Origin of the sequence: Desulfotomaculum sp. (genome assembly GCA_003513005.1) — a bacterium.
GTDB lineage: Bacteria > Bacillota > Desulfotomaculia > Desulfotomaculales > Nap2-2B > 46-80.
In genome coordinates this window covers 1-3,359 of record DOTD01000035.1, presented here as the reverse complement: position 1 = coordinate 3,359, position 3,359 = coordinate 1, and the positions used below count along the sequence as shown (strand labels likewise).

General features: G+C 43.6%; 6 protein-coding genes and 2 pseudogenes. 6 read left to right on the top strand and 2 right to left on the bottom strand.

Features of this window, described 5'->3' with window-relative positions; all coding sequences use genetic code 11:
* Nucleotides 1–41: 41 nt before the first annotated feature.
* The 6 genes and pseudogenes from DEH07_04040 (at nucleotide 42) to DEH07_04015 (ending at nucleotide 2,671) form a co-directional block, all read left to right on the top strand.
* A pseudogene (locus DEH07_04040) lies at nucleotides 42–314 on the top strand (ISAzo13 family transposase).
* A 57-nt stretch (nucleotides 315–371) separates the two neighbouring features.
* A pseudogene (locus DEH07_04035) lies at nucleotides 372–906 on the top strand (restriction endonuclease).
* Nucleotides 903–1,040, top strand: a complete 138-nt coding sequence (locus DEH07_04030; protein HBY03706.1) for a hypothetical protein — start codon at nucleotides 903–905, stop codon at nucleotides 1,038–1,040. The pseudogene DEH07_04035 and the gene DEH07_04030 overlap by 4 nt, the downstream one beginning before the upstream one ends.
* A gap of 207 nt (nucleotides 1,041–1,247) precedes the next feature.
* Nucleotides 1,248–1,703 carry an AraC family transcriptional regulator gene (locus DEH07_04025; protein HBY03705.1) on the top strand — a complete coding sequence of 152 codons (456 nt, stop codon included), beginning with the start codon at nucleotides 1,248–1,250 and terminating at the stop codon, nucleotides 1,701–1,703.
* 65 nt (nucleotides 1,704–1,768) lie between these two features.
* On the top strand, nucleotides 1,769–2,152 hold the full coding sequence (locus tag DEH07_04020) for a hypothetical protein (protein HBY03704.1): 384 nt from the start codon (nucleotides 1,769–1,771) through the stop codon (nucleotides 2,150–2,152).
* Between the two features lie 15 nt (nucleotides 2,153–2,167).
* A complete protein-coding gene (locus tag DEH07_04015) occupies nucleotides 2,168–2,671 on the top strand; it encodes a hypothetical protein (protein HBY03703.1) in 504 nt (167 codons plus the stop codon).
* On the opposite strand, the gene DEH07_04010 is transcribed toward DEH07_04015, so the two are convergent.
* Together DEH07_04010 and DEH07_04005 are read right to left on the bottom strand one after the other, a co-directional pair.
* Entirely contained in the window at nucleotides 2,654–3,118 is a 465-nt protein-coding gene (locus DEH07_04010; GenBank protein HBY03702.1) for an ISAs1 family transposase, read from the bottom strand. The genes DEH07_04015 and DEH07_04010 overlap by 18 nt on opposite strands.
* Before the next feature lie 38 nt (nucleotides 3,119–3,156).
* A partial coding sequence (locus tag DEH07_04005) for an ISAs1 family transposase (protein HBY03701.1) occupies nucleotides 3,157–3,359 on the bottom strand: 203 nt, incomplete at its 5' end.

Here is a 3,359-nt window from a genome sequence, read left to right as displayed (position 1 = left end):
GGGGTGACGCCCCCGGCCTATGAGGCGCCGGCTGCCGTTCCCCCCCGGGCGCCAGGAGGGGGAATCAGATTGGGCACCGGCTCTTCCCCCACACCCCGCAGAACTGGCGCGGTCGACCGCTGGAGAGCCATGAGGTCATCGTCAACCTCATCACCAACACCACAACCACTACGGATCTGAAGGTTCAGGGCCAACTTGACACCAATCCGTACCCGGCCGGCATTAAGGTATCAGACACCGAACTGGCTGCTGTCCAACTGGAGCGCTCGGACTTTCATGGTGATTGGAATTATGTCATCCGGCCACATAGTTGAAAAAAGTTATTTTCTCGCGACTCCTTAGTTCATCATAACAGTGTGTATAAAGAAATAATGGATGTAATCCAATCTGTTGATGCTGATAGATTTAGAACGAAAGTCAGTAAGGAAAAGACAATGAAGGGCAAGCTATTGTATAACCCAGATGCATTAAATCGAGAATTCAAACGTCTTTTTAAGCAAAGAGATTGGAAAGATGTTCGATATTCTTATTATGTTACAACAAACTACTCAATTATGCAAGAATTAATTACTTTGTCTTTAGAAAGACAAAAGGAGTTTCTAATTGAAAAAGGATTTACTTCTCCGATTTACTCATATAAACAGACAGATTTTGTAAAAGATAATATTACCATAGAAGTTCAGTTTGGAAAGTATGCATTCGTGGCTTATGACTTGTTTGTAAAGCATTTATTATTTTACAGTGGTGGTGTAATAAATGTTGGGATAGAAGTTTTACCCATGAAGTCTATGCAGTCAGAAATGTCAACAGGGATTGCATATTATGAAAGGGGAAGTCTATAACGTACTTAGACATGGCAGAAATAATCCACCCGTTCCTTTACTTATAATAGGGGTTGCGCCTTGAATAAAGAAAGAGCCACTTGGTTGTACGGCTTCATTTTAAGTTTTGGAGATCACGTCGAAGTTCTGGAACCAGTCAGTCCAAGGCAGAGGATAAAGGAAGCAGCAGCAGCAAAGATAACTAAGCTGTACGAATAGAAAAAAATTCTTTAATAATTTTATGGGTGAAATAAACGTGACATACTGATGTCAGGTTTATTTCTGTATAATCAAAAAAGTAAACAGGGTTTTAAAACGGCGCGAGAATAAAAAATAGGGAGGTGAACCGGGTGTGACAGGAATAATCTCCGGATAATCCGAAACGATAATGTTTCAAAAAGCTTAAATTAAAGGAGTTCGTTTACCATGAAAATAGAATTAAAAACAATCGAAGAAAAACAAATAGCCTATATTGCTCAGACAGGCCCGGCGGAAGAAATGGGCATACCGTTCGGAGAAATCTTAACGTGGGTGATGAAGAAAGGTCTGCGGATGGCTGGGCCGCCACTTTCCATCTACCCCAACCCGGAAAAAGTAGCCCCGGAAGAAATGGAGTATGAGGCAGGAGTACCAGTTGTTGGAGAAGTCGGGGAAGAAGGCCGGATAAGAATCAAGAAGGTCCCTGCGCAACAAGTTCTTGCCACCATCCATAAAGGTCCCTACAAAGAAATAGAACCGGTGTATAAAGCTTTAATGGAATATATTATGAAAAACGGTTACGAGGTAGTTGGAGCGCCTATGGAAATATATATAAACGATCCTGGGGAAGTCTCCGAGAACGAATTGCTGACCGAGGTGCAATTCCCGGTGCGGAAAAAATAAGCCAGGCGCAATGCAAAAAAGATGAATACAAGAACAGCTTGTCAAAGGACAACAGAAAAAAGGGGATGGGCGAGGCCCTGCTTTATGCAGCGGAGGAAGACGCCAAAAGCCTGGGAGCAAAAGGAATTGTTGCCTGGGGCATCTCATTTCCGTTTTGGATGAAGGCATCCTGGTTCAAAAAGCACGGTTACCGGAAGGTTGATCGGGCAGGCATCCAGGAGTTGCTGTGGAAACCGTTCACTGAGCAGGCCGCGCCCCCCAAATTAGTCAGGCAGAAGAAGAAACCGGAGGCGATGCCCGGCAAAGTGGTCGTTACTGCCTTCAAGAACGGGTGGTGCCCCGCTCAAAACCTGGTCTATAAACGGGCGAAGAGAGCGGCGGCTGAGTTTGGGTATAAGATGGTCTTTTACGAAGTAGATACATTCGATGGAAAAGCATTCCTGGAATAGGGTATCTCCGATGCTTTGTTCATCGACGGCAGGCAAATCAGGACGGGGCCGCCCCCAAGTTATGAAAAAAAATATATTGAGTGGAGTATTGGGGACCTTAAAGGATGGAATATTGGTCTTCCAGAAAAAGCAAAAGGCCGAATCGAAGCTAGAAAAAATAAAATACTTAAAGACCAGAATTTAGTTGCAGCATTAGGTTTTCCATTAAAGAAAAGGGAGAATAATCCGCTTACCTATGTAGCACCGGAAATACGAAGAAAACTTCCACAAAGGACTATTATTGCAAGTTCTCAACCATATGTTCCAGAACCTGTCCTTGAATTGGAAGAATATGATAACATTATAAGTATTATTAAACGGACTGCAGTATTGTTAGAGAGAAGTCCACAGGCTTTTAAAGAAATGGATGAAGAAAATCTTAGAGATCAGTTTTTAGTTCCTCTCAACAGCCATTACGAAGGACAAGCAACTGGTGAAACCCAGGTCTTCGGCAAAGTCACGCTAAACGCCAATCAGTGATAGAGCAAGCTCTTGATTCCACCCAAATTTACGTATGGTGCTGGCAATTTTCTTTAATCCATGCAGATTCAAAAGACTGATTGCCAAATTGCGAATAGAGGCAAACACACGAGGCTCCGAACCTATCCTTATTTGAGAACGGTCTTCATCAAAGATGACATCCCGAACCCAATGCAGGGAATTCTCAATTGACCATTGACCACGAATTATTTCCAGCAACGCCTGTGAATCCGCTTCTTCAGCAGACAGGCTGGTAATGTAAAATTGGATATCTTTCTTCGGCTTTTCGCCGTGCAAGTTCGTGAATAATCTTTCCACCCTGGCAAACTGGGTGGCATACGGGAAATTTGTCTGCCCCTTTTTTACGGGAACAGTTTTGATGGTGCGTTTCTCAATTCGTCCGTGCCCTTTTTCCAGTGTTTGGTATGGAGGGGGAAAAATCCTCATTCTTGATGCTCTTGATGGTCTCAAAAAGGTTTCCCTGGTTAAAGTTTTACCGGAAAGACATAATCAGCTTTTTTATCTTCAACAATGAACCGGGCATGTTCTACCTGTGTATGCATAGCATCGGCGGCGCCGACCCTGCCTTCCAGGTCCATCGGTTTCAAATGGGGCTTGAATGCAGTAATTTCGTTGCTTTTTTTGTCCACCTGTCGCTGGCCGATAACTGTTTTAAACAATGAAAAAC